This window comes from Paenibacillus silvae (genome assembly GCF_014639235.1).
GTDB classification, from domain to species: Bacteria; Bacillota; Bacilli; order Paenibacillales; family Paenibacillaceae; genus Paenibacillus; species Paenibacillus silvae.
Genome location: NZ_BMFU01000002.1, coordinates 81,723 through 108,696, shown reverse-complemented (window position 1 = coordinate 108,696; position 26,974 = coordinate 81,723). Strand labels below are relative to the sequence as shown.

Sequence of the window (26,974 nt, the reverse complement as noted above, 5' to 3'; positions counted from 1 at the left end):
TACATATGCGTTTACGCCTCATCATGCTTATGCTTATGTTTATCACGGTTATGTGTTTAGGAGCTTTGCCGCTTTCTCCTGCTCATGCTTATGTGTCAACAGAAGGCACTGAAAAACAGTCACATACCCCTGCATCCACTTCGGATACCGGAGAAGAGCAGCTGACCTTGGGACAACTGCGGCAGAAATATGCGGACACCTTCAAAACAAACGGCCCTTCCACCAAGCAGGTTGCGCTTACTTTCGATGACGTTCCCGATCCGCGATTTACCGGTCAGGTGCTGGATGTATTAAAAAAATACAAGGTGCGCGCAACATTTTTTGTGGTAGGCAGCCGGGCCGAGAAACATCCGGATCTGGTAAAACGTATGGTGAAGGAAGGGCATGTTATAGGCAATCACAGCTATAATCATCCTGAATTCAGCAAGTTATCCATGACCGCTTTTCGCAGGCAAATTTTACGTACTGGAGACATCATCCAGCGTCTGACCGGATACACGCCAAAAATGATTCGCCCCCCATATGGAGATATTAATGAGGAACAGCTTCGCTGGGCTCGAAAGCAGCGTTACAGCATCGTCAACTGGAATGTTGATTCTCTGGATTGGAAGGGTCTTCCGAAAGAGAAAGTGAAACATAACATTCTTGCTGCGGTCAAACCTGGCTCCATCGTACTGCAGCATGCCGGAGGCGGCACAGGGTCCAATCTCAAAGGAACCGTTGAAGCTTTACCTGAAGTGATTGAGGAACTGCGGAATCAAGGATATGATCTCGTTACTTTGGATGAAATGCTGAAGCTATCAAAGGAAAAGCAGTAAATATAGCTCACTGCAAATAAATAGGGTGTTCCTTGGCATTAACATGACCACACATCATGATAACACCTAAGAACACCCTGTATCTGTTTGTTATTCAATTTTATTAGCTTTAATCATTAATACATCCAGAATCAAGTCCATTAATCAAGCAACTACTTTAAAACGTAAAGCTCAACATCCTGAAAACCAAATGAATTTACAAACTGCTTGCTGCCCGGAATGAAAATATCAATCCGATTGCCTTTAATCGCGCTCCCTGCATCCAGTGCCGTAGCTACGAAGGCTTGCTTTGGCAGCCCCGGATGTGAATGACCCGTTACCAGCACTTTCGTGCCAAAAGGAATGACCTTTGGATCTACCGCAATGGTTCCAAGCTCCAGCGGATTGCCGAAATAATCGACAGCACCCCATCCTCCATTTTCAGAAGCATCAGCAGAGTATGCTGTGGCCTTCACATTGATGGTTTTGCTATAATCAAAGGTTTTACCCCAGGCCTGTACAACTTTATTCTCGGCATTCACATCCAGGCTGGCAGCTTTAACCGTATTTTCTTGAGCTTTCATCTGTGCTGGTGCCGCTGCTGCTTTATTTTCCTGCCCTGGAATCGTAATTTTCAAACCGCCATAGATGTTATATGGTGAAATGTTTTTATTGGCATTCATTAATTTGTCTGTGGAAACGCCATATTGCTTCGATAACGTAAAGAACGTATCTCCCTCTTTGGCGACATGTACAGATTCTGCGTGAGCGGGAACAGCTTGAATCAATAAAACGGATGTCATTAGTGCGATGGCTGCTTTTGATATGCGTTTGTGGTTAAACATGGTCTTCCTCCTCATTATGCCTGCGAAGTTAGCTGTCGGATTCGGATGGAGGAACCCACCCTATAGGCTGTACTAAACATGCTGATGCATTATGTATTCCTAATTCACCCCTAGCAGTGTGCTATCCATATGACAGGACAACTGCATTGTTACATCCCCCGCATTTCCTCTCCGGAAATTTCGGCCGCATTCAATATATCACAATTTTGTAACCATGGGCTGTAGTAAATGTTACCATTTTGCGATTCAACAGCCATATCCAGTCTGCTTTTCATAAGAAATTTACTAATTAATAGCTCTTCCCCGGTATTTTCCATTAGTCACCAGGTAACAGAAACGTTACATTTCTTGATCAAAAATTAAAAAAAGCGTTACCGACACATCAGGTCGATAACGCTTTGATTCCATTAAAGTATAAAATCAATCAGAGAACTTTTGCAAGAAAATCACGGGTCCGTGGATGCTTGGGAGCGCCAAACACCTCATCAGGTGTGCCTTCTTCAACAATAATTCCGCCGTCCATGAACAGGATGCGGTCACCCACCTCACGCGCAAAGCCCATCTCATGTGTAACAATCACCATCGTCATGCCACCTTCGGCCAGTCGCTTCATAACTTCCAGCACCTCTCCAACCATCTCAGGGTCCAGAGCTGATGTAGGCTCATCAAACAGCATTACATGCGGCTGCATGGCCAGTGCTCTTGCAATCGCAATCCGCTGCTTTTGTCCACCAGACAGCTGATTGGGATATACCTCTTTTTTGTCAGCCAAACCGACCGTCTTTAGAAGATCCTCGGCAATTTTGTTGGCTTCCTCCGTCGATTGCTTCTTCACCTTAATTGGAGCTATTGTGATGTTTTGCAGCACCGTTTTATGTGGGAACAGATTAAAATGCTGGAACACCATGCCCATCTTCTCACGAGTTGCGTTGATATTATGCTTGGGGTCAGTAATCGACACACCCTCGAATTCAATCTGACCTGAGGTTGGCTGCTCCAGCAGGTTCAGACAGCGCAGAAACGTACTTTTCCCTGAACCGGAAGGACCGATTACCACAACAACCTCACCTTTGGCGATGGATACGTCAATTCCCTTCAGGACATCATTTTTTCCATAAGATTTGTGTAATTGTCTAACGTCTATCACTTGCACCCAACTTCCTTTCCAATCGTCCGAGCAACTTGGACAAAATAAATGTCATAACAAAGTAAATTGCTGCCGCAATAATAAACGGATTCAGACCCTGGAATGTAAGATTTTTAACTACACTTGCCTGATACATAATATCCACCATACCAATAACGGAGATAATGGAGGACTCTTTAATAATGGTCACAAACTCGTTACCAATCGCCGGCAACACAGCCTTGAAGGCTTGTGGCAAAATAATATAACGCATCGCTGCGCCTCTGCCCATTCCGAGTGAACGAGCTGCTTCCAGCTGACCACGATCCACACCTTGAATACCGGCACGGAAAATTTCAGCAAGATACGCACCACTGTTGATGGACAGCGTCATTATACCAGCTTGAAGCGCTGTGAAGTTGATTCCAAAAGTTAAAGACACCCCATAGTAGATGATCATGAGTTGAACCAGCATTGGTGTACCCCGTATCACTTCAACATACGTTGTTCCGATCCAGCGTAAAATTGCCATATTGTGAAGACGGAACAGGCAGATAATCAAACCGATGATTACCCCGAAAAATACACCCAGAGCGGATAATAGCAGTGTATAGCCGATACCTGTTGCGTATAAGCCCTTATACTGCCAGAATAATTGGAAAATGTTCTGCGACTTGTTAACTTTATCAGCCATCAGCAGACTTGCTTCCGTAACCATCTGGTTGATCTTGTCTTCGCTTTTCAGTCGGTCTAACGTTTTGTTTACAGCAGTTAACAATTCCGTATTACCTTTACGAATCCCGACAGCAGCCTCAGCCTGCTCCTCGTCCGGAACAGCCGGTGCAAGCACAATCATGTCATCGAGGTATCCGGCAGCTACGGTATCCTCTACAATGGCTGCATCCACACGTTTCGTCTGCAGCTGCAGCACGATATCAGAGATTTTATCCAACGAAGTCAGCTTTGCGCCAGGAATGCCTTGTCCAATCGTTTCTTGAATAGAACCTTTTTGCACACCGATTTTGACATTCTCCAATGCCTTCATATCCGGGTACTTGTCTTTGTCCGCACTACGAACCAGTACAACCTGCTTTGATTTATAATATGGTTCCGAGAAATCGATGCTCTGCTTACGCTCATCCGTTGGTGTCATGCCTGAGACAACAAGATCCACACGACCGCTCTGCAGCGCAGGCAGGAGTCCGTCAAAGCCCATATCCTCGATGACAAGCTCTGCTCCCAGATCCTTGGCTATTTCTTTGGCAATCGCAATATCAAAGCCCACGATTTCATCTTTACCATTAATTACTTTGTGAAATTCATAGGGTGCAAAATCGGCACTCGTCCCGAGCACCAGCTTCTTGCCGCCTGAGCTGTCTGTAGTTCCACTCGCCAGCGCCGCAGGTGCAGCCGCCGTCAGAAAAAGAAGAAACGTTAACAGCATTACGGTATAACGACTTATTAATTTCAACCTTGTTCTCCCCTTACAATGCTATAATTACTTTTACGTACTGATTCGTCAGTCAATGTGTTGATGACTGAGTCATTATAAAGTACAATGCATGATTATGCAATGCATTTTCGAGATTGAATTTTGATGTGTTTCTGAGAATAACATTGCAAATATGTTATGATTACAAAATCATTTTCATTTACCAAAGGAGTTTAACTATGACACCAGATAAAAACCGAATATTTAACGTGATTGATCAATATGCTTCCCGTTTCAAAGACATTTCATCATATATTGGAGCACATCCTGAACTTGGAAATGAAGAATATTTAGCCTCTGCCCGTCTGAAGGAAGAACTTTCCTATCATGGATTTGAAGTTCAAGCTCCGGTCCTTGGGCTGGAGACTGCCTTCATCGGAACTTACACTGCTAGCAAACCCGGCCCTACGATTGCGCTGCTCTGTGAGTACGACGCCTTGCCTGAGATCGGCCATGCCTGTGGTCACCATCTGATCTGCATGATGAGCCTCGGTGCAGCTGTCGGCTTGAAAGCTGTTCTTGACGAATTGGGCGGAACAATTAAAGTTTTTGGTACACCTGCAGAGGAAACACGTGGAGCGAAGGTTCCAATGGCGGAAGCCGGTTTATTCGATACATGTGATGTAGCCCTGATGGCCCATCCGTTCTATGCGTATGAAAAATCAGGCAGCTCTCTTGCGATTGATGCGGTGCAATTCGAGTTTCACGGAAAAGCTTCCCACGCTGCTGCCAGCCCGCATGAAGGTATCAATGCACTGGATGCTGTTATTCAAACCTTTAACGGAATAAACGCGTACCGTCAGCAGGTCAAAAGCAGCGTTCGCATTCATGGCATTATTAACAGCGGCGGACAAGCGGCAAACATCATCCCGGATTATGCCTCCGCTCAGTTTTACGTTCGCGCTGCTACCCGCAAGGAATTAAACGTGTTAACCGAACGTGTCATTCAAATTGCACAAGGAGCCGCTCTCCAGACAGGCTGCAGGCTCGTAACATCCAATTACGAAACGTCTTATGATGAGATGGTAACCAATGAAATCTTTTCTAACGCGTTCAGCCATAATCTGATCGAGCTTGGCATTCCGGAGGAAGAGATTATTAGCGGAAACGATCATGGCTCGATGGATATCGGCAACGTATCGCTGCGTTGTCCAGCCATCCACCCTTACATCAAAGTGGTGGACGAAGTGCATACGCTGCACTCGATTGAATTCCGTGATCTCGCCTTGCAAGAGCGTGCCCTGGATGGCATGATTCTTGGCGCCAAAGCACTTGCCGGAACTGCGTTTGACGTTATCAACCAACCCGAGCTGCTGCAAGCTATTCGCGCAGAATTCGAGCAGGCCGTTCGGTAAGCAGCCACCTCACTAAGATTAGAGTTAGTTTGAAATGAACAGACAAGAATTATTTAATTCACAGCTGTTCTCATTTCAAGCTAACTCTTTTCGATTTTCACCATTCCGACTTCATCAAACAGCCTTCTAGCTCACTCCAAACATGCTGTGAAATGGAAAAACCGCAGTTTCAACACTGCGGCAATACTAAAGCTCTTTCAGTATAAACAAGGCAAGCCCTACGAAATGATCTAAACCTGAATACGACGGTAAATTTCCATGTATTCCTCTGCTGATACATCCCAGCTGTACTCTCCACCCATCGCATTTTTAACAATTTTTTTCCAGTGATCTGGCTGACGATAGAAATCCTCTGCACGGCGAATGGTGTTCATCATATCGTGGGCATTGAAATTCGTAAAGGAAAAGCCGTTCCCTTCCCCTGTAAACTCATTATAGGCCTGCACTGTATCATTAAGCCCTCCAGTTTCCCTTACCAGCGGTACACTGCCATAACGCAGTGCCAGCAGCTGGCTGATTCCACATGGCTCAAACTTTGATGGCATCAGGAAAATATCACTTCCTGCGTAGAAGCGGCGAGACAAACCATCGTTAAACGTAATTTGCGCAGACATTTTGAGAGGATATCGGTTGGCCGCTTCCCGGAACCAATGCTCATATGCTTCATCTCCAGTGCCCAGCACCGCAAATTGAATATCATCATAATAAAGCAGTTCATCCAGGACACGACATACGAGGTCCAGACCCTTTGAATCCACAAGTCTTGTCACCATCACCATCAGAGGAGCATCCGGGCGAACGGGAAGTCCCAGCTCCTTTTGCAGCTCGATTTTATTTTCAACCTTTTTGGACAGACTGGTTCTATATTTAACAGCAATTTTATTATCGGTTGCCGGATTATAACTTTTCGTATCAATCCCGTTCACTATGCCACTAAAACGGTCTCCCAATGAGCTGAGCAGTCCGTCCAGCCCGTATCCGTAATGTGAGGTCTGCACCTCTCTTGCGTAAGTGGGGCTTACGGTTGTCACATGATCCGAGAACACAATTCCAGTTTTCAGAAAATTCACATTGCCATAATATTCAGCTCCATCCATCGTGAAATAACGGTCATCCAGTTCCAGTATCTCGGTAAACAATTCGTGCGGAAACACGCCTTGATACAGCAAATTATGTATAGTGAACACCGTTCGCATCTCACTATAGAACGAATCGTGGGCATAATGTGCCTTCAAAAGCAGTGGGATCATGCCCGCATGCCAGTCATGCGTGTGCAGAACATCTGGCTTGAAACCTAGCTGCGGCAGCACCTCCAGCACAGCCCGGTTAAAAAATGCAAACCTCTCCCCATCATCCATATATCCATAAACCCCGTCCCTTGCAAAATAATACTCATTATCTACAAAGTAGACCGGAATTCCATCATGCTCCAGCATTTCAATCCCGCAATAGGGTCTGCGCCAACCCAGCGGAACATCCGTTACAAGCACAGGCTTCATCGCCTGTTTGTATTCGTCAGGAATACCTTTGTACTTCGGAAGGATCACTCGTACATCTGCTCCATTTTTTTTCAAGGCCTGAGGCAGAGCACCGATGACATCGGCAAGTCCTCCTGTTTTAATAAACGGATGTGCTTCCGCTGCGGCAAATAAAATGTTCATGCTTTTGTCCCCCTTTTTGGCTTAAGCGTGCTGTCCTCCGGAATAGCTTTCACTTTGGTCTTTTTCTCTTTTTTTTCTGTATTTTTTTTCGATTTCACGGAAGCGCTACCTTCAGCGCCGGGCTCCGTTTTCCGACGTGTCATCTTCTTTAAAATGACAACGCTGAGCGGCGGCAAATCCAGTTCCAGACTGTGTCCATGCCCGTGAAAAGGAATCTTTTGCGTAGGCAACTGCATATTATTAGTTATCCCTGAACCACCGTAATCGATATGATCACTGTTCAGAACTTCGGTATACATACCGGGACGCATGACGCCAATCCGGTAACGCTCCCTTTTGACAGGCTGGAAATTAATGAGCACCAGGAGTGTATCCGCAGGTTTTTTTCCTTTGCGTACGTATGAAATGACACTTTGGCCCTGATCATCCGGAGTGATCCATTCATAACCGTCAAAGGAATGATCAAGCTCCCAAAAAGCTTTTTCACGGATGTACAGATTAGACAGCTCCCGTGCATACCTGTGCAGGCTGCGGTGACTGTCATAATCGAGCAAAAACCAGTCCAGTTGATCCTCATCTTTCCATTCGATGAACTGGCCGAACTCTCCGCCCATGAATAACAGCTTTTTGCCCGGGAATGTCATGAAATAACCGAGAAACGCGCGCATACCCGCGAATTTCTGCTCATAACTTCCTGGCATTTTGTTCAGAAGTGACTTTTTACCATGCACCACCTCGTCATGAGACAGAGGAAGCACATAATTTTCAGAAAAGGAGTATACAACCGGGAATGTCAGCAAATGGTGTTTGGAAGCACGTTCATGAAAGTCAGATTCCATGTAGTCCAGCGTATCGTTCATCCAGCCCATGTTCCACTTATAGTTGAAGCCCAGACCGCCTTTGTCCACCGGCATCGTAACCATCGGCCATGCACTGGATTCTTCAGCCATCATTAAGGCATAGGGAAAATATTCAAAAACCGTAGTATTTAATTGCTGTAAAAAGGCTACCGCTTCTTTGTTTTCCAGGCCCCCTTCGTCATTGGTACGATACTGACCGGGCTGCTTTTCAAAATCAAGTCTCAGCATGCTTGTTACCGCATCTACCCGAAGTCCGTCAAAATGATACATTTCCAGCCAATACAATGCATTGGAGATGAGAAATGAACGAACCTCCGGTTTGGAATAATCAAAGCTGAGTGTGCCCCATCCCGGCTTCTCGGCTAACATCGGATCTGCGTATTCATACAGCGGTGTTCCGTCGAACAAACGCAGACCATGTGCATCCTTGGCAAAATGAGCAGGTACCCAATCAAGCAATACGCCAATACCCGCCTGATGTAAAGTATCCACCAGATACATCAGATCTTTTGGATGCCCATAACGGCTGGTTGGCGCGTAAAACCCGGTGTTTTGGTATCCCCAGGACAGATCATACGGATGTTCACTGAGCGGCATCATTTCGACATGAGTGTAATTCATCTCCAATAAATAAGGAACGAGCAAGTCTGCCATCTCACGATAGCTGTATAAACTTCCGTCGTCCTTCCGCTTCCAGGTACCCAGATGCATTTCATAAATATGTAAAGGCTTATTGTAGATCATGCGTTGCTTGCGTCTCCAAGCACCGTCATTCCATTTATAGCCTTGGATCGAGCTTGTAACGGATGCCGTTTGAGGGCGAACCTCGGCCTGAAATGCATAAGGGTCGGCTTTGAGCATTTCGGTGCCGTCTTCCGTTAAAATGCGAAATTTGTATAAAGTACCTTCTTCAATTCCCGGAAAAAAACGACTCCAAAATCCTGATTCGGGTATCTTATATAATGGTTCCATTTCACCCTTCCACCCATTACGGTCCATAGCCAGTCCAACTTCTACGGCGTTTGGTGCCCACACGGTAAAGCGGAACCCTTGACGGTGATCGCGAGTCTCAGGCTGCGCGCCCAACATTCGATAACTGTGATGAAGATTGCCTTCATGAAATAAATAAATATGCTCCGGCGAAATATCCGGATGTGTCAGCGGTTGAATAGCCAAGAGATCACCTTCTTTTCTCCAGAAAATAGATATAACGCTAACCATTACCCCATTTTAGCCAAGTTGAAAAGAAAAATGCGTTATTTAAAAAAATGATGTAGTTTTTCAGAATTTTTACAATAACAATAGTTTCACAAGTCCTGCTTTCGTTTACTAATGTACTACAATGCACAAATATTTTGGGAGGGAAACGATCATGTTTAATAAAGATTGCATCGCTATGCTGTTGGCGGGAGGAGAAGGAAAGCGATTAGCTCCTTTAACCTCGAGAATTGCAAAACCCGCTGTACCGTTTGGCGGGCACTACCGTATCATCGATTTTCCTCTCAGTAACTGCGTTAACTCAGGCATCGACACTGTAGGAGTTCTGACGCAGTACCAGGCGGATTCGCTGCACGAACATATTGGTCAAGGAGAGCCATGGTCACATGGTGATTCAAAAAAGACTGGAATCTCCTTGCTTCCATCTTATCATACAGGAAATGACGAATACTTGGGAACTGCGGATGCCATATTCAAAAATATGGACTATATTGACCAGCAAAATCCCGAAAATGTGCTGATTTTGTCGGGTGATCACATATATCATATGAACTATCGCGAGATGCTTGAGGCACACCAGGCGAACAACGCTGCTGCGACGATTTCCGTTATGGAAGTGCCGTGGAAAGAAGCACATCGTTTTGGTATTATGGCCGCAGATGAAAATCTGCGCGTAACTGAATTTGCCGAGAAACCTGCGGAACCAAAAAGCAACCTCGCTTCTATGGGTATTTACATGTTTAATTGGCAATATTTGAAACGACATTTGCTTGAAGATGCTGCGAATCCAAACTCAAGTCATGATTTTGGCAAGGATGTCATCCCGCAGATGTTAAATGAAACAAACTCTCTTTACGTTTACAACTTTGATGGGTATTGGAAAGATGTTGGCACGGTGAAAAGTCTTTGGGATGCACATATGGATCTGCTGTACAACGAGGAGAACTGGAGCCTTCAGCGAGAAGACTGGCCGATGTTTACCCGCGAATGGCGCTCTAAACCGAGTGCAATCAAAACAAGACAACCACAAGTGGAGCATATCTCCTCTATGGTTCACGACTCTTGTGCCATTGAAGGCCGAGCAGAGCGCTCCGTCATTTTCTGTGGTGCAGAAGTTGGCAAAGGCTCCGAAGTGCTTGACAGTGTTATTATGCCAAATGCACGCGTAGGCCGCGGCGTTCATATTGAACGTGCCATTATCGGTGAAGGAGCCATCATCAAAGACGGTGCCATTGTTAAAGGTACAGCCGATGAAATTGTGGTCGTTGGACCAAATGAGGTCATAGCACCTAAACCAGCTGTTCGCACACAGCCGGTACGTATACTGAAAGAGGTTTACGAAAAAAGCGGTCGTCTCCGCACAGGTGGATTATCCTCATAATGTATGGACTTGGCATTTTAAGGATTTAGACATGAATAACAACATAAGAACATGCGATATGATAAAAGGCGAGCCATGACGGCTCGCCTTTCGTTTTTCTCTATATCATCCTGGTAAGTGAGATTAACCCACAATGATCATTTCTTCTCTTGATCAGACGAGTCTTGAGCTGAATGCTGATGCTCCGACTGAGCAAAAGTATTGCCCGATTCAGGCTTCACTTCAGGCTCTGTCATTATCACACTTTGTTCCGCCAGCGAATTCTCCTCGTTAAGCATAGGCAAGGTTACTGTAACCGTTGTTCCTGATCCAAGCTCGCTTTGCATCGTAATGGTACCCTCATGAAGCTCCACAAGTTCTTGTGTGATGGCAAGCCCGAGCCCGGTTCCACCATTTTGATGGTTGACCTGGAAAAAGCGATCTCTTACCTTGATTAAATGCTCCTCGCTAATGCCGATTCCCGTATCCTGAACAGCTGCAACAATCTGCCCTTTCTCCTCTTTGACAGACAGAAAGATCCAGGAATTCTCATGCGAGAACTTGATCGCATTGTCGACGATATTCAGAAAGACCTGCTTCAGACGATTCCCGTCGCCATACACATTGTAGGCACGCGTCTCATCCGTCTCCAGCTTCAGATGAACCTGCTTTTGTTCGGCTTTGGCCCACACATTCAGCATAGTCTCCTGTACAACCTCACGGATATTCACTGTCCCTTTAACCAGCTTCATCTGATTTTGCTGCAGCTTGGAGAAATCAAGCATTTCCTCCACAAGCCCAATCAGCCGCTCGGTTTCCTTGGCGATGATTCCCATACCGATGCGTGTCTCTTCCGGGTCATACCCGCCCGAGTCGAGTGTCTCACTCCATCCTTTGATACTGGTCAGAGGCGTTCGCAGTTCATGTGATATGGAGGAAATAAAGTCATCCTTGATCTGGTTACTGCGCACAATTTCATGGGCCATGAAATTCAGCGTTGAAGCCAGTTCCCCGAGCTCGTGTTTGTAATTCCCCTTGACTCGCACATCCAGCCGGCCTTTCGCCATCTGTGCGGATACCGCTGTAATGCTGTTGATTGGACGTACAATCGAGTTAGCCATACCTATACTTATAATTAACACGATGGCAAGTACGCCAACACCGACCGCAATAGCCAGCAGCCCCATGACGAGCAGCTTCGAGTTGACCGATTCCAGAGAGGTCAGATAACGTACAATGTACGTGTTCTCCCCGCCCAGATCGAATTTGTTAGCCACAGCCATGACCGATTCACCCGTATTCGGCTGCCTGCCGATCCAGCGTCCCATATCGCCGTTCAGCGCCTGCATAATATCACTTGTCTGCAGCACTGCCCGATCTGATTCAAATGCTGTCGAACTTGCTAACACCCGCCCGTTCAGATCCAGAATCTCCAGCTCGGTGTTGTCTAACGCAAGACGAACGAGCAATCTGGAAAGATTGTTATTGCCGTCCTCTCCGTTGCTCGCTCTGGCAATCGGCTCAAGAAAGTCTCTGTTGTTGGTGATGTGGGTGCTAATCGTATTGTAGATACTCTCGTAATAAAACCGCTGCACGGCCAGCATAAACACAAATTCAACCAGTACAAGTGCGAGAAATACTACAATAAAATAATGCAGCACAATCTGCCGCGTAATACCTTTTTTTATCATTGATCCCGGCCCTTCCATTTGTACCCGTGACCCCATACAGTTTGCAGGTATTCAGGCTCGGAAGGATTGTTCTCGATTTTTTGACGCAGACGACGGATGTTAACATCCACAATTTTAGGATCACCCATGTACTCTTTGCCCCATACGTGATCCAGCAGCAGATCCCGGCTCAGCGGCGTATTTTCTTTTTCAAGGAAGAACTGTATTAAAGAGAACTCTGTAGGCGTCAGCTCGATCGCTTCATTATTCTTTTTAAACTGTTTGGAGATTAAATCCAGAGAGAACGGTCCGGATTGGAACGTTACCTTGGCGGCGGTTTCGCGATGTACGTTGACCCGGCGCAGCAAGGATTGAATACGTGCAATCAGCTCGGTCGGACTGAACGGTTTGCTTACGTGATCATCTGCCCCGACGGACAGAGCATAGACTTTGTCCTGCTCCTGAACCTTTGCCGTCAGAAAAATAATGCCAAGCCGTTCGTTCGTTTCACGAATGCGTCTGCATACTTCAAACCCGTCAATTCCCGGCACCATAACATCCAGCAGTGCAAGATCAATATCCGGAACGGATTGTAAAATGCGCAGAGCTTCATGCCCATCCCCGGCTTCCAGCACTTCAAATCCGTTTCTTTTCAAGTTAATGACAATAAAACTACGGATGGATTCTTCATCCTCAAGAATAAGTACTTTACTCATTAAGTTCTTCCTTTCTATTCAGCTGAGAAGTTTTACTTAATGCATCCTTGCCCGCCTCCGCTTGTGCAACACGTGATGCAATTACCCGATCTTTCGTTCGCGTAATTTCCTTCCAGCTCTTCCCCTTTTCAAGATCCCACTGTGAAAATGTAAAATATTTGACCTCGGCTACGGTTTCATCCGTTTTGATCATTTTGAACCGGATATATTTTTCCTTCTCCGATTTGGTGTCAATAGTGATCTTGCCGTACCATTCCGGCTTCAGGTTAAGATGGAACAGATCTGCATCATCCCGGAACTGGAACGACACAAACTTCTTGCCCTCTTTGCCATCCCACTGGTAGAACGTATAGAACCACATGCGTGAATCAAACACGTAATGCTCCCAGCCCTTGGGTGTTTCTTTTAATCCAAACTCAATAATACCATCATTGTTCACATCACCGCTTAAAATTTTGTCATCTCTGTACGTTTGATCCGGTGATTTAAAAGCACTGACGAGTTTGTTGTCCTGAACATACATAATTTGTGTGAAGGAACTGCGATCATCGAGGTCTGCATCCAGCACGATGCCCATTTTTCCGTCAGCAATCTCGCCGCCAAGCGCATTGTATACTTCCTTGACCGTATAGTCCGTAACAACCTTGTCTATTTCCTTAAAGCTGTCATCCTGATACTGGTACAAAGCAATCGTGGCGAATCCGCTAGCATTCAACGAAACAACGACAAAATCACTTTTGCCGTCCCCGCTTAGATCAAGCGCATCGCCCTGCATATCATCAATAATCACCTGATTGTATGGCACACCACCCAGTACCTGCTCCAGAACGCCTCCCTTATAAGAATAAGCCGTCAAGGCTTTCTGATCCTGCAGGCTGACGCCCACCACAATGTCCGGATTCCCGTCATTCGTAATATCCATTACCTTAAACGATTCCAGTTCGTTACCTGGTACATCAAACGTCAGTTTTTTGACCCAGGAGCCTCCCTGCTCCTCCAAAATCATGCCATGGATACGCACATTTTCATTCGGCGTCTCATAGAAAACACTCGCCTCACGAATACCGTCGCCATTCAGGTCCTCGACACGAATCATGCTCGTGTTGCTCATGTCCTTAGGACGAATCAGCTTGCTTTCGGGCGGAGTTTCCTTTTGCACAATATTATACAGCTTCTCTTTGTCCGTAGACATCATCGGCGGCTTCATCAGAAGCTTGGGGTCGCTAATTACCGTACAGCCGCTCAGCACCGCTCCAAGCAGAACAGCCATTGAACCTGCTGCCATGCAGCGCCCCCAACGCGAATTAAGCAATCTCATCACTCTTTTCATTATATCGGTTAAATCTGATTTTTTTCCTGCTGTGTCAATCTGCGTCCGCGTATATCAAACACAATCCGGCCTTCCGCAATGCCCCAGATTCGTGAAGCATGCTTCTCTGCGAGTTCAATCGGAAGCACGGTAATTATGGTTGCTCGTTCCTCTTCACATAATTTGCGCAAAGTCTCCAGTACGGCGTCAGCGGTGTGGGGATCAAGCCCGATGACCGGTTCATCCGCCAGAACAACCTTAGCTCCGTGTGCAAGAGCACGTGCAATGGCAACACGCTGTTTCTCGCCGCCGCTCATCTTCTCGGCAGTCTGATGAGCCTTGTCCAGGAGACCAAGGCCTTCGAGATGATCCATCGCCCCCATGTAGTCGTCTGAACGCACCATGCCTGTTGCCATCCTCCATAATGGAGTCTGACCAAAACGTCCAATAAGTACGTTTTTCAGCGCCGTTTTTCTCGGATACAACTGCGGGTTCTGCTCCAAGTATGCCCATTCTCTTCTGATTTTCTGTTTACCGGACCAGCCCTCTTTCAAAATATCGATGCCATCGACCGTGAAGCTGCCGGAATCCCACTTTTCCTTCATCGCCAAACATTTTAGCAGCATGCTTTTGCCGCTCCCGCTGGAGCCGACCACCGCAATCATCTCTCCTTGCTGCATATCAAAACGAATATCACGCAGGATTGGAATACGATCCACTCCAACGGATTTACTCAAGTTCTCCACTCTGATCATCGCGATGTCTCCTCTTGTCCATGTTTTTCCCTGCTACTAGTGTACTCGGAAATGGACATCAATTTCCATGCGAACACCCGCTTCTATTTTAACACAAATTCCGCTTCACGTTTACGCCGAAATAATACACCCGTGATACCAAAAATGAAATAAAAGCAGCCCAGCATCGTAAACATGCTGCCAGGGGACACCCAATGAATCAGTTGCCCTCCCAGATTGGGGCCGACGATGCTTCCGATCGTAAAATGAAATGAGGCCACTACATTAGCTGCAGGCAGCAAGGCTTTCGGCAAAATATCTGCGGCATACGCCAGACCGAGAGAGAAAAAGGAACCGACAAGACCTCCCGCAATGAGCATGAGTATCAGCGTTAACCAAAAATGCGTGCCGGCAAGAGGGACCAGCATAAACGCAATGCCTCCTCCTATACCGGCTGTCATCAGAACCTGTTTTCGACCGTATCGGTCACTTAACAAGCCAAGCGGAAGCTGAAGAAACAATCCTCCGAACCCTATAAAAGGAAGCAGGGAAGCAATCTCGTTTGCATCATATCCGATTCGGAGCCCATACACAGGGAAATTGCTGTTCATGCCAGCCTCCATATAACCGTATAATAGTGCCGGCAGCAAGGCATACCATGCCCAGGCGAAGCTGCGGCGAAAACGCCGTTCCGGCAAATGGCCATGCTCCACCTTTTCCGGCCGGGTATCTGGCAGCTTCACCATAACCAGAACAAGCACTGCGGCCATGCCTGCAAACAGCACCAGAAACGGAACAGCATCACCGAACGTGAGCAGTTTAATTCCTAGCGGGCCGATACTGAATCCCAGTCCATAGGACATACCGTATAGCGATATGTACTTCCCCCGCTTCTCAGGCGCCGTAACAAGCAGCACCCATAGCTGGGCAGCATAATGCAGGGCACTATCTCCAATGCCAACAATCAGGCGAAGCACAAACCATATTTTCAGTCCGGAAAAGTAAGGAAACAACAGTAAAGGCAGCATGACCAAAATCAAACCGACAACAATCAGCTTTTTAAATCCCAATACCCCGAGGAGACGCTCGGCAGCCAGTGTCATGGCAAAGGAGCCTACATAAAGCGCTGCAGCATTTAGTCCATTCACACCGGGCGAAACGCCCCGCTCTTCCAAGAAAATAGATAACACAGGCAGCAACAGTCCTTGGCTGACTCCTGCTGCAACAATCACAGTAATCAGGATCAAATAGTTTGATGTGGATGGTGATATTTTAGATCTGAATAGGGATGTCACAGTAATTTATTCCTCCTGCAAGCGCAAACAAAGAAAAATCGCCATCGCTGACGATCTTTAGTCTGTCATTATATAGGTGTATACTTTAACGATTGTGTCGCAATATACCCCCGAACTTGAACATTATAGTGGACAACGCCCTGCAAAACAAGCCATAATAGTACATAAGTCGCTGTGTATATCTAGATGTGACGGGAGGATTCTGCATCATTATGGCTTATCACGTTAAAATTGATGTCTCACCGATATATGAGATGCTTAACAGCTTTCTGGTCTATGTTACTAAGAAATGGATTCAGCATCTGGACATTGGTCCTGAATGGATTCAGGACGTTGAAGGCAAGCTAAGCTCCAATGTGAGAGCTGCACTTGCACCAGCCGCAACGTGGCCCTTTGACGATTTCGATGTTCTGTTTGCATGGGCAGCTTATCAGAATACAACCTCGGAGAATCAGGACTTTCTGAATATGCTCTCTGAGCTTTCAGCAGAAGAATTGTTTGCACGCATATCTCCTTTAATGCCTGAGCTTACAATAGAAGAATCCACGCGTATTCGGAACAGCTATGTCCCATTATTGCGACTATGGGATCAGCATTACTGCCAGAATATAAGCGAGGATCATCGTGTATGGCTTGAAGAAGACGCTGAAGAAAAACGTATTTTGCTTGAAAAGATGGGGCCCGAATTATTAATTGAATACGCCACAGCAGGCGTAATTGTCGAACCGATGCCCGGACTTAACGAAGTTATTCTGTTCCCGACCGTGCATAACCGTCCAATTAACATGTACTGCTTCTATGAAGGCATGATGATTATACAATATCCTGTAGATACGCCCGAGGAGAGCGAGGACGAGCCGCCAACATGTTTGCTTCGATTCACGCATGCATTGGCAGATCCCGAAAGACTTCGCCTGTTAAGATATGTATCGGACGAACCGAAGTCGCTTGCGGAGATGTGTGAAGAGCTTGGCAAAGATGAAGACCCCGTGAAGGATCAGGTCATGGCCCTTCGTATTGCAGGTTTGCTGCGTACCCATCTGCTCGGAAGCAATCGTAAAGAAAAATACAGCATTCGGCCGGACGGCGTATCTGAATTAAATATGTTTCTGGAATCCTATATTCGCATCTGAATGATGAGAAAGTGAAGTTTGCCGGCTGTAAGGAGTGAGTAACTATGGCTTTAATTAAACAACATATTTTGTTTGATCTCGATGATACTCTTGTGTATTGTAATAAATATTTTAATCTGGTTCTGGGAGAGTTCTTCGAGAACATGATGCAATGGTTTGATGGTCATCCCCTGACCACACAGCAGATTCGGGAGAAACAGCTTGAAATAGACGTGACTGGAGTAAACAAGGTCGGGTTCGCAAGCCACCATTTTCCGCAGTCTCTGATTGATACGTATCGTTACTTTTCCCAAAGGTATGCGCGGCCTACTTCAACCAAAGAAGAAACATACCTGAGCAAGCTGGGCATGAGTGTATACACACAGGAAGTTGAACCTTACCCCCATATGGTTGAAACGTTAGAAGACCTGAAGTCCGCTGGACATTCGCTCTATCTGTACACTGGCGGGGAAACGGTAATTCAGCAGCGCAAAATTGATCAGATGAAACTTTCGATTTATTTTGATGACCGCATTTATATTCGTCAGCACAAAAATATCGAAGCACTTGAGGGTATTCTCGCGAGCGGCACATTCGACCGGCGTGCAACCTGGATGATCGGCAACTCGCTTCGCACAGACATTATGCCTGCCGTGAATGCCGGAATCCACAGCATCTACATTAAACAGCCCAATGAATGGCAGTATAATATCGTTGAGCTGCAGCCAAATCCCGAAGTCTCCATGTATACAATCACTGCGTTGGAAGAGGTCCCTAAAGTGATTCATGAAAATATACAACAGCAGCAGAAGCAAAGAACCCATGGTTAATGGGTTCTGCAAATGACAAGAAACCCTGCTTCCTGGCGAATGCATCCTTTGCCTGAGGACATTTCACCGGAAACACGGGTTTCTTTTTTCATTGTGTATACAGACAGGATTTTCAGATTTTCAGGATTTCTTAGGTTTCCTGCTTCTCCCCTGACAACTCACCTGTTGCAGCATTCTTCAAGATGATACGTGCCTTCACCGTGCTGCCGTCCTTGCGTTTGAACGAAAGCACCTGCGTGCTGCCCTTCTCTACTAACGACTTTAACATACTACTTGTAATCTTTTTACCCGCATACTCTTTCCAAATGACAAATTTACAGCCTTCTTTGAAACGGGAACAGCCATACCCCTTCTTGCCCTCAATGATTTGCCCGCTGCAGCCGGGAGAAGGGCATGAAGCAAGAACCTCTCTCACACCTGATTGTGGTGAAGCGCTTGTTCGCACAGCTGTTTGTGTACTTGAGCTTGTATTGACTGCGGAAGCTTTCCTGGAACCGGCACGATTCGTGGAGTTGTTTGCTGCCGATGACTTGCGAGCCAAAGTTCCTTTCCCCCTGCCCTTGCCTCCACGTGTATCTTCACCAAAAGCATTGGCCGCAGCCGGAGTCTGAACACGTACCTTCTCAATAATGGACAACGTAAATTTTTTGACGTTTTCCATGAACTTGTCCTGTCCTGCCTCACCTTTGGAAATCTGGTGCAATCGGCGTTCCCACTGCCCGGTCATCTCAGGGGAAGTCAGCAAATCTACACCTGCACGACGAATCAGCTCGATGGCTGTCCGTCCTTTCAGAGTCAACTGCATCTTTTTCCCCTGCATCGTGATATAACCTACATTTTTGAGTCGCTCAATCGTTGCGGCACGTGTCGCCGGGGTACCCAGACCGCTGTCTTTCATCGCATCCCGCAGCTCTTCATTCTCGATCTGTTTGCCTGCACTCTCCATCGCCTTGAGCAGCGTTCCCTCCGTATAACTTTTGGGCGGCTGGGTAGCTTTCTCTTTAAACTCACTCTTTGTACAATGAACAGGCAAGTCAGGCTGCACGGCAAACGCTTTGTCCGTCCACTCCTCGGCTTCCTCTTCTTCATTGCTGTTTTTTTTGCTTTTTTTCTTGCCCGAAGCCCCTTGCTCCGAATCATTGGAACCCAGTACGACTTTCCAGCCAAGCGACAACAGCTCTTTGACAGACGTTTTGAACTCATGCTTTTCAACTACCGTCAGCACGGTATGCTGCTTGTACTCCGCTGGGGGATAGAAATGAGACAAAAAACGTCGCACAATGAGATCGTAAATGTTCTGTTCATCCTTGGACAGCGTTCCTGGCCGTTTCAACGTTGGCAGAATCGCATGGTGATCCTCCACCTTGGTCGGATTACATACCCCTTTATTGTTCTTGTGCACCAGCTCAGGCTTTGCACCCAATGCCAGCTCGCTGTAGGTTCCATTTTTGAGCAGCTGCAGCGTTTTGTGCATGCCTTCAATGTTCTGCTCCGTCACATAGTTGGAATTGGTACGCGGATACGAAATGACTTTATGTTTTTCATATAACGCCTGCGCGATATCCAATGTTTTTTTGGCCCCGTAACCATACTTCGCATTCGCCTCCCGCTGCAAAAGAGTAAGGTCATACAGCCGATACGGATACTCCTTCGTTTGTTTGGCTTCATATTTCGCGATGTGCCCTGTCTTGCCCTTCACACTGACCGCTATAGCCTCTGCGGCTTCCGCATCCGTAAGCTTGTCGCCTTGACGTACCCCCCGATACTCGACACCCTCCTGTCGAAACCAGGCTGCTACTTCATAGAACGTCTGTGATTGAAAAGCCTCAATCTCGATCTCCCGATCGTAGATCAGCGCGAGCACAGGTGTCTGCACACGACCTACAGACAAGAGAGCATTATGCCTTGTCGTGAACGCCCTGGAGGCATTCATGCCAATCAGCCAGTCCGCTTCACTTCGCGCACGCGCTGCATGTGTCAGATTTTCAAATTCAGATGCATCTTTAAGCCCATCAAATCCACGCCGAATGCTTTCGGCCGTCAAGTCCGATATCCACAAACGTTTGACAGGCTGGCGCAGCTTCAACTGCTGCTGAATGAGGGCAAAAATATACTGCCCTTCCCGCCCGGCATCGCAAGCATTTACTATTGACGAAGCACGCTTTGCGAGTTCTCCGATCGTTTTAAGCTGGTCCTTTGTCCGTGGATTGGGCACAATTTTGAATTGCTCCGGGATGATCGGCAGGTCCGCAATGTTCCAGCGCTTGTACTTCGAATCATAGGCATCCGGTTCAGCCAATCCGAGCAAATGTCCAATTGCCCAGGTGATGATATAATGCTCACCTTCCAGATATGTTCGATTATTTTTGGCTTTTGGTTCTATGACGGCGGCAATGGTTCGACCCATGTCGGGTTTCTCCGCGATAACCAGTGTCTTCATCCGTCCATCTCTCCTCCTTCACCGCCCTGTATGACGGCAAAAAGGGGCCTTCCGCCGACGGAAGCCCCTTGCTTCTGAAACTTATTATATCAGATTTTGGATTCAAGAGCACCTACCGGAAATGAATTATCCAGCCGCTTGCTCGTCCAGCTTATGCTTTTCTCTGCATTCTTTGCAGACTCCCTGAAAATCAAGCCGATGATCTGTGACCGCAAATCCATACTGGCGCAGCACCTGCTGCTCCAGTTTGAGCAGGCCATCTTCCATAATTTCCTCTACACTTCCACATTCGGTACAGATCAGATGGTGATGATGATGAGATCCGTCTGTGCTGCGAAGGTCGAAACGAGCCGCTCCATCCCCAAAATTAATTTTCTCAACAACCTGAAGGTCATTCAGCAGCTCCAGTGTTCGATAGACGGTTGCAAGCCCGATCTCCGGGAACTTCTCCTTGACCAGCAAAAATACTTCCTCAGCGCTGAAATGATCCTTCTCATGTTCAAGCAGCACACGTACTGTCACTTCACGCTGCTGTGTTAGCTTGTAACCTTTATCAACCAATTGATTTTTAATTTGATGAATTTGCTCTGTAATGGACTTGTCCCGATTACCTGCCATGCGGGTGCACCTCCGTTAATAATTCTCGCCTTAATTTACTTAAACGTATGTTCTTAGATATACTCACATTTTTATCATGGTCATGTTTCACACTACACATTATCTTATTTATAATAATTATAATCTAATAATAAGTCTTTATCTTGTAAAAAGCAATGCTTTCAATCACACTTTCACAACAAATACGGCAACGATTGCGGTGTAATACAATGAACAACAAACAGCCCCCGCATCTGCGAGGGCTGATCTTTTATGCAATATGCTATTTGCTTTGACTTCTTAATAAACAGTAATAATAACAGCTCATTTATGCAGCAGTATTAAGCAAGCACCGTTGCACCCATCAAATATTTATCAACTTCACGAGCTGCTTCACGACCTTCATTGATTGCCCATACGACCAGACTTTGACCACGGCGCATATCACCCGCTGCAAATACTTTGTCCACATTGGTGTTGTATTTGCCATAACGTGCTTTAACGTTTGTACGACGATCTGTTTCCAGTCCAAGCTGCTCAACCAGCGTTTGTTCCGGTCCATCGAAACCAATCGCAATCATGGCCATCTGAGCAGGGAATACACGCTCTGTGCCCGGGATTGGCTGGTAGATTTTGCGGCCTGTCTCATCAACAATACGCTCGATTTGAATGGTGTGCAGCTCTTTGAGATTGCCTTCATCATCACCCACAAATTTTGTAGTCATGATCGAGAACTCACGCGGGTCTTGACCAAACAAAGCTTTTGCTTCTTCTTGTGCATAGTCAAGCGTATACACGTTAGGGAATTGCGGCCAAGGGTTGTTGATACGGTCACGCTCCATTGGTGCTTGCGTGTGTGTACCAAATTGCGTAATGGTACGGCAGCCATGACGAAGCGAGGTTGCAACACAGTCAGAACCTGTGTCCCCGCCACCGATTACAATCACATCTTTATCCTTCGCTGAAATATAATTGCCATCTTCCAGGTTGGAGTCCAGATAACTCTTGATGCTGCCATTCAAGAAGTCCATGGCGTAATGTACGCCCTTCAGAGTAGAACCTTCGATGTTAAATTCACGTGGTTTGGTTGCTCCGCCACACAGAACTACTGCATCATATTCATCAACAAGCTGTTGAGCGGGAATATCTTTTCCGATCTCGGTATTCGTAATAAACTGAATGCCTTCCGCTTCCAGCAAATCTACGCGACGCTGAACCACTTTTTTATCCAGTTTCATCGTTGGAATTCCGTACATCAGCAATCCGCCGACACGGTCCGAACGTTCATATACGGTTACCGAATGTCCGGCTTTGTTCAATTGAGCTGCTGTTGCGAGTCCCGCTGGACCTGAACCAACCACAGCTACACGCTTGCCTGTGCGTTTCTCCGGCGGCTGTGGAACTACCCAGCCCTCTTCGAATCCTTTTTCGATAATCGCTTCTTCAATCGTTTTAATGGTTACAGGCTGACCAATGAGTCCCACTGTACAAGATCCTTCACAAGGAGCTGGACAGATACGACCTGTAAATTCCGGGAAGTTGTTCGTTTTGTGAAGGCGTTCAAGCGCTTCTTTCCACAAACCACGATAGACGAGATTGTTCCACTCTGGAATCAGGTTATGAACCGGGCATCCCGACGTCCCGCCAATCATATCTATACCTGTATGACAATACGGGGTCCCGCAATCCATACATCGTGCACCTTGTGTTCTGAGTTCTTCCTCAGCCATATGTTTATGAAACTCTTCCCAATCCTTGATGCGCTCCGCTGGCTCTCGATCGGCAGGGAGCTGCCGTTTGTATTCCATAAATCCAGTAGGTGTAGACATCTTACGTTTCCCCCATCCGTTCTTGTCTTAATCCCTTCATTCGCATGGCTCTATATGAAATGGATTACTCGTTTACCTGAGTTTTTGTCTATTGTATCACAAAATCTACTCAAAGATATTTCAATTATAGTAGCATTTATGGCAATGAATATTAAATGGATTATCCGCATAATTATTTGTATTTTATTCATGATAGCGTTCAAATCAACATATGGTCAATAGCAGAAATTTGGTTTTAAAACGCAAGATGCCCTTCGTAATAACCGATAGTTTCAGAGATAATTCTTAATAATGTTATATAAATGTAAGATAAATTACCATTAAAATCAATAGTTTTGGAAAAAATAACTCTGATACCGAATTAGAGTCATGATTTAAAGCTTTACAATGTTGACTCACACTGTTTTTACACTTTTTAACCAAAACTCAATCCGGCCAAATGTATATTATGCAAAAACATCCAGTTCAGGTGTCATATTAATGTCATATCATAATACTGCTTCAATTTTAACTATCCATGAAAAATAAAAAGGCACCGTTCACGAAAAATTCGCAAGTCGATGCCTCTTGTTCTATTGTATTCTCACTCGAATCACACGATACGCTTCACACCTGTTGTTTACGCTCGTAAAATTCAAACGTGAAGGGATAGACGTTTTTCTCATCCTGCTCGCCTTCAATCTGCTCCTTCAATTCCCATTCCGACCAATCTACTTCAGGAAAGAAGGTATCGCCCTCAAATTGTGCGTGAATTTTGGTCACGACCAGACGGTCGGCAAACGGTAAGAACTCCCGATACACCTGAGAACCACCGATAACACAGAGCTGCTCGCCCCGTGCAGCAGCAAGCCCCTCTTCAATCGTATGTACGATCTCCGCTTGATCTGCTTTGTAATTCAAATCCCGGGTCACAACAATATTACGACGCTGGGGAAGCGGCTTGCCGCCAAAGGACTCCCATGTATTCCGCCCCATAATAATTGTTTTGTTAATCGTCTGCTGTTTGAAGAACGCCATATCTTTCGGCAATCGCCAGGGAAGCGAATTGTTAAGCCCGATAACACCGTTCTCTCCCATAGCCCATACAAGTTCAATACTCAACAAACGTGCCTCCTTCCGTTGAATGAAAATAAGTAAAGGTTGAACTAAAGATTTTACACCATCCACTCCCATGACAGAACAATCTGGAGAGCAGCGGTTATACCCAGATTTTTTCGATTCCCTTTTCTTTAGGGGAAAATGCCGCCTGTTATACCGCTATTGGTGCTTTGATGCCCGGGTGGTGCTGATAGTTCTCAAATTCGAAATCTTCAAACTTGTAGTCAAAAATGGAATCCGGCTTCCGCTTGATAATCAGCTTAGGCAGGGCAAAGGGCTCTCGCTCCAGCTGGGTTTTCACCTGCTCCACATGATTGGAATAGATATGCACATCTCCGCCGGACCAGATAAACTCACCAACCTCAAGGTCACACTGCTGAGCAATCATATGTGTCAGAAGCGCATAACTGGCAATGTTAAAGGGAAGTCCAAGGAATGTATCGACAGATCGCATCGTCAGCATACAGGATAACTTACCCTCAGCTACGTAAAATTGAAACGCAAAATGACAAGGCGGCAATTTCATATTGTTGATCTCGGCCACATTCCATGCGCTTACCAGATGACGGCGGGAATCCGGATTATTTTTAATGGAATCCACCACAGCTGCTATCTGATCTATTTTTTCCCCATTGGGCGCTTCCCATGTACGCCACTGTGAGCCATACACCGGGCCAAGATCACCGTTCTCATCGGCCCAATCATCCCAGATCTTCACACCGTTTTCCTTCAGATAAGCGATATTTGTATCACCACTCAAGAACCACAGCAGCTCATGGATGACCGATTTCAGGTGAATTCGCTTGGTCGTCACCAGCGGGAATCCTTCGGACAAGTCATAACGGAGCTGTCTGCCAAACACGGATTGCGTGCCTGTTCCAGTACGATCCCCTTTATGCACGCCGTTATCCAGTATATCTTGTAATAAATCGAGATAGTTTTTCATGTTGGTATCTCCTCGCATCTCTATATATGTTGCTCACTAATAACCAAATGGGCTACAGACATTTCAGGTCTGATCATTTTAATAGTGTACCATAAATCCTTCACACTATGGCAAGAGACTTATAACCTCATCAAACTTGTACCAGAACACTGTAAAACCGTAATACCACGATACACACTTAACAAAAAAAAGACGAACAGCGCATCAGCGCTATTCGTCTCTTTCGGATGTACATATGATGCCGGACGAATCCGAGCTTTAGATGATCTTAACGGGAGATGATGTGGATCGGGTGACCCATTACCAGTTCCGCTGCTTCCATTACGATTTCGCCCAAAGTTGGGTGAGCGTGAATAGTAAGCGCCAGATCTTCCAAAGTTGCACCCATCTCGATTGCAAGACCAAGCTCAGCAATCAGGTTGGAAGCTTCCAGACCAACGATTTGGCAACCCAGTACAAGGCCGCTTTCTTCGTCAGCAACGATTTTCACGAAGCCTTCAGCATGGTTCAAAGATACCGCACGGCCGTTACCCGCATAAGGGAATTTGCCTGCTTTTACTTTGTAGCCTTTTTCTTTTGCTTCTTTTTCCGTGTAACCTACGCTGGAGCACTCAGGATCTGTGAACACAACAGCTGGCATACATTTGTAGTCTACTACAGACGGTTGGCCAGCGATTGCTTCAGCAGCCACTTTACCTTCGTAAGAAGCTTTGTGTGCCAGAGCCAGACCAGATACGATATCACCAATTGCGAAGATATGAGGAATGCTTGTGCGACCTTGGTGGTCAACTTTAACGAAACCACGCTCGTCAACGTCAACACCGATCATATCAAGACCCAGTTCTCCGTCTGTGTTAGGACGACGTCCTACAGTAACGAGCAGGTAATCTGCAGTTACTTCTTTGGACTCACCATTTACAGAATATTTAACAGTAACATCTTTATCTGTTTGCTCAGCGCTTTCCGCTTTTGCACCCGTTACGATTTCGATGCCTGTTTTCTTCATGTTTTTAGCAACAAGGCTAGTCATGTCTTTATCGAAACCTGGCAGTACAGTATCCAGACCTTCGATGATGGTTACTTTCGCACCGAATTTGGAGTACATTTGACCAAGCTCAGCACCGATGTAGCCGCCGCCGATAACGATCAGGCTTTTTGGTACTTCAGGCAGGTTCAATGCTTCTGTCGAAGACAAGATGCGTCCGCCAAACGGGAAAGGTTTCAGTTCGATTGGACGGGAACCTGTTGCGATAATTGCATTTTTGAATTTGTAACGCGGGGATTCGTGATCGTTGAATACACGCGCTTCGTTTTCGTTGATGAACATGCATTCACCGTTAAAAACTTCAACTTTGTTGCCTTTAAGCAAACCAGCTACGCCGCCAGTCATTTTCTTAACAACGCCGTTTTTGAATTCTTGCGTTTTCGCGAAGTCTACTTTTACGTTCTCAGCGGAGATACCGAAAGCATCGCCGTGAAGTGCAGACTCGTATTGGTGTGCAGCAGAGATCAGAGCTTTAGATGGGATACATCCGCGGTTCAAACATACGCCGCCCAGCTCGGATTTGTCTACGATCAATACGCTTTGGCCCAGTTGTGCAGCGCGGATGGCAGCTACATAGCCGCCAGGTCCCGCACCAATTACTAATGTGTCGATATTGAGAGAAGCGTCGCCTACTACCAT

The 26,974-nt window shown here is 46.3% G+C and carries 21 protein-coding genes and 1 riboswitch; of the genes, 5 read left to right on the top strand and 16 right to left on the bottom strand.

Features of this window, described 5'->3' with window-relative positions; all coding sequences use genetic code 11:
* Positions 1-5 precede the first annotated feature (5 nt).
* Complete coding sequence (locus IEW26_RS06565) at positions 6-818, top strand: polysaccharide deacetylase family protein (RefSeq protein ID WP_188591771.1); 813 nt, start codon at positions 6-8, stop codon at positions 816-818.
* Between the two features lie 152 nt (positions 819-970).
* On the opposite strand, the gene IEW26_RS06560 is transcribed toward IEW26_RS06565, so the two are convergent.
* The 3 genes from IEW26_RS06560 to IEW26_RS06550 all read right to left on the bottom strand — a co-directional run bounded on the left by IEW26_RS06560 (position 971) and on the right by IEW26_RS06550 (position 4,239).
* Positions 971-1,642: a 3D domain-containing protein gene (locus IEW26_RS06560; protein WP_145401884.1), complete on the bottom strand. Its 672-nt coding sequence runs from the start codon at positions 1,640-1,642 to the stop codon at positions 971-973.
* A 2-nt stretch (positions 1,643-1,644) separates the two neighbouring features.
* Positions 1,645-1,838: riboswitch (cyclic di-AMP (ydaO/yuaA leader) on the bottom strand.
* 228 nt (positions 1,839-2,066) lie between these two features.
* On the bottom strand, positions 2,067-2,789 hold the full coding sequence (locus IEW26_RS06555; RefSeq protein ID WP_188591770.1) for an amino acid ABC transporter ATP-binding protein: 723 nt from the start codon (positions 2,787-2,789) through the stop codon (positions 2,067-2,069).
* The gene (locus tag IEW26_RS06550) at positions 2,776-4,239 is read right to left on the bottom strand and encodes an ABC transporter substrate-binding protein/permease (protein ID WP_145401882.1); all 1,464 of its coding nucleotides are present in this window, start codon (positions 4,237-4,239) and stop codon (positions 2,776-2,778) included. Before IEW26_RS06550 ends, IEW26_RS06555 begins: the two co-directional genes overlap by 14 nt.
* A gap of 200 nt (positions 4,240-4,439) precedes the next feature.
* Here IEW26_RS06550 and IEW26_RS06545 point away from each other — a divergent pair, with 200 nt between their 5' ends.
* Positions 4,440-5,615: a M20 family metallopeptidase gene (locus IEW26_RS06545; RefSeq protein ID WP_188591769.1), complete on the top strand. Its 1,176-nt coding sequence runs from the start codon at positions 4,440-4,442 to the stop codon at positions 5,613-5,615.
* Positions 5,616-5,845: 230 nt separating this feature from the next.
* Here the strand turns inward: IEW26_RS06545 and glgA are convergent, their stop codons facing one another.
* Both glgA and glgB read right to left on the bottom strand, forming a co-directional pair.
* On the bottom strand, positions 5,846-7,276 hold the full coding sequence (glgA, locus tag IEW26_RS06540; RefSeq protein WP_188591768.1) for a glycogen synthase GlgA: 1,431 nt from the start codon (positions 7,274-7,276) through the stop codon (positions 5,846-5,848).
* Complete coding sequence (gene glgB, locus IEW26_RS06535; RefSeq protein WP_188591767.1) at positions 7,273-9,312, bottom strand: 1,4-alpha-glucan branching protein GlgB; 2,040 nt, start codon at positions 9,310-9,312, stop codon at positions 7,273-7,275. Before glgB ends, glgA begins: the two co-directional genes overlap by 4 nt.
* A gap of 196 nt (positions 9,313-9,508) precedes the next feature.
* Here glgB and IEW26_RS06530 point away from each other — a divergent pair, with 196 nt between their 5' ends.
* On the top strand, positions 9,509-10,735 hold the full coding sequence (locus tag IEW26_RS06530; protein ID WP_145401878.1) for a glucose-1-phosphate adenylyltransferase: 1,227 nt from the start codon (positions 9,509-9,511) through the stop codon (positions 10,733-10,735).
* Positions 10,736-10,872: 137 nt separating this feature from the next.
* On the opposite strand, the gene IEW26_RS06525 is transcribed toward IEW26_RS06530, so the two are convergent.
* From IEW26_RS06525 to IEW26_RS06505, 5 genes are all read right to left on the bottom strand, one after another.
* Positions 10,873-12,405: a sensor histidine kinase gene (locus IEW26_RS06525; protein WP_229729704.1), complete on the bottom strand. Its 1,533-nt coding sequence runs from the start codon at positions 12,403-12,405 to the stop codon at positions 10,873-10,875.
* A complete protein-coding gene (locus IEW26_RS06520) occupies positions 12,402-13,100 on the bottom strand; it encodes a response regulator transcription factor (protein WP_090916668.1) in 699 nt (232 codons plus the stop codon). Before IEW26_RS06520 ends, IEW26_RS06525 begins: the two co-directional genes overlap by 4 nt.
* Positions 13,093-14,385: a hypothetical protein gene (locus IEW26_RS06515; RefSeq protein WP_188591766.1), complete on the bottom strand. Its 1,293-nt coding sequence runs from the start codon at positions 14,383-14,385 to the stop codon at positions 13,093-13,095. Before IEW26_RS06515 ends, IEW26_RS06520 begins: the two co-directional genes overlap by 8 nt.
* A gap of 53 nt (positions 14,386-14,438) precedes the next feature.
* Positions 14,439-15,164 (bottom strand): phosphonate ABC transporter ATP-binding protein, encoded by a 726-nt coding sequence (locus tag IEW26_RS06510; RefSeq protein ID WP_145401876.1) that lies wholly within the window; start codon positions 15,162-15,164, stop codon positions 14,439-14,441.
* Positions 15,165-15,247: 83 nt separating this feature from the next.
* The gene (locus IEW26_RS06505) at positions 15,248-16,438 is read right to left on the bottom strand and encodes an MFS transporter (protein ID WP_188591765.1); all 1,191 of its coding nucleotides are present in this window, start codon (positions 16,436-16,438) and stop codon (positions 15,248-15,250) included.
* Between the two features lie 212 nt (positions 16,439-16,650).
* Between IEW26_RS06505 and IEW26_RS06500 the strand changes: the two genes are divergently transcribed.
* Both IEW26_RS06500 and IEW26_RS06495 read left to right on the top strand, forming a co-directional pair.
* Complete coding sequence (locus tag IEW26_RS06500; protein ID WP_145401874.1) at positions 16,651-17,571, top strand: ArsR/SmtB family transcription factor; 921 nt, start codon at positions 16,651-16,653, stop codon at positions 17,569-17,571.
* Between the two features lie 44 nt (positions 17,572-17,615).
* Positions 17,616-18,380, top strand: coding sequence for an HAD family hydrolase (locus tag IEW26_RS06495; protein WP_145401873.1), 765 nt, complete (start codon positions 17,616-17,618; stop codon positions 18,378-18,380).
* Positions 18,381-18,510: 130 nt separating this feature from the next.
* Here the strand turns inward: IEW26_RS06495 and IEW26_RS06490 are convergent, their stop codons facing one another.
* From IEW26_RS06490 to lpdA, 6 genes are all read right to left on the bottom strand, one after another.
* The gene (locus tag IEW26_RS06490) at positions 18,511-20,820 is read right to left on the bottom strand and encodes a type IA DNA topoisomerase (protein WP_188591764.1); all 2,310 of its coding nucleotides are present in this window, start codon (positions 20,818-20,820) and stop codon (positions 18,511-18,513) included.
* Between the two features lie 126 nt (positions 20,821-20,946).
* Positions 20,947-21,438, bottom strand: coding sequence for a ferric iron uptake transcriptional regulator (fur, locus tag IEW26_RS06485; RefSeq protein WP_276311054.1), 492 nt, complete (start codon positions 21,436-21,438; stop codon positions 20,947-20,949).
* A 320-nt stretch (positions 21,439-21,758) separates the two neighbouring features.
* Positions 21,759-23,246 (bottom strand): glutamate synthase subunit beta, encoded by a 1,488-nt coding sequence (locus IEW26_RS06480; RefSeq protein ID WP_145401870.1) that lies wholly within the window; start codon positions 23,244-23,246, stop codon positions 21,759-21,761.
* A gap of 606 nt (positions 23,247-23,852) precedes the next feature.
* Positions 23,853-24,347, bottom strand: coding sequence for a dihydrofolate reductase (locus IEW26_RS06475; RefSeq protein WP_145401868.1), 495 nt, complete (start codon positions 24,345-24,347; stop codon positions 23,853-23,855).
* Between the two features lie 148 nt (positions 24,348-24,495).
* Entirely contained in the window at positions 24,496-25,290 is a 795-nt protein-coding gene (thyA, locus tag IEW26_RS06470) for a thymidylate synthase (protein WP_145401866.1), read from the bottom strand.
* 268 nt (positions 25,291-25,558) lie between these two features.
* Entirely contained in the window at positions 25,559-26,974 is a 1,416-nt protein-coding gene (gene lpdA, locus IEW26_RS06465) for a dihydrolipoyl dehydrogenase (protein WP_111271696.1), read from the bottom strand.